The 259-nt window shown below is 64.1% G+C and carries 1 protein-coding gene; it reads right to left on the minus strand.

Annotated elements, in window-relative coordinates:
- Nucleotides 1-235 (minus strand): FAD-dependent oxidoreductase (locus tag SB754_RS21200; protein ID WP_410784313.1); only part of this gene is annotated, 235 nt, incomplete at its 3' end.
- Nucleotides 236-259: the final 24 nt, after the last annotated feature.

Consider the following 259-nt stretch of genomic DNA (forward strand, 5'->3'; position numbering starts at 1 on the left):
GGATGAAGCCGCGATACTGGTCCGCGTTCAGCGGGCAATTGATGTAGTCCTTTCCGGTCCCGCCGGGGCCCGGTTTGTCGTAGCGCGACTGGTACCAAGCCTTGGCGAAATCGATCGTCTCGGTATAGACGATCGGGGCGATGGCATCGAAGAACGCCAGAGCTTCTTCGCCCGTCAGCCCGCGGATGGCTTCGGCCAAAGCCGGGGAGGTGAGGGGGCCGGTGGCGATGATCACGCTGTCCCAGTCCTCAGGCGGCAG

Origin of the sequence: Leifsonia sp. SIMBA_070, from assembly GCF_046534635.1 — a bacterium.
Classification (GTDB): Bacteria; Actinomycetota; Actinomycetes; order Actinomycetales; family Microbacteriaceae; genus Leifsonia.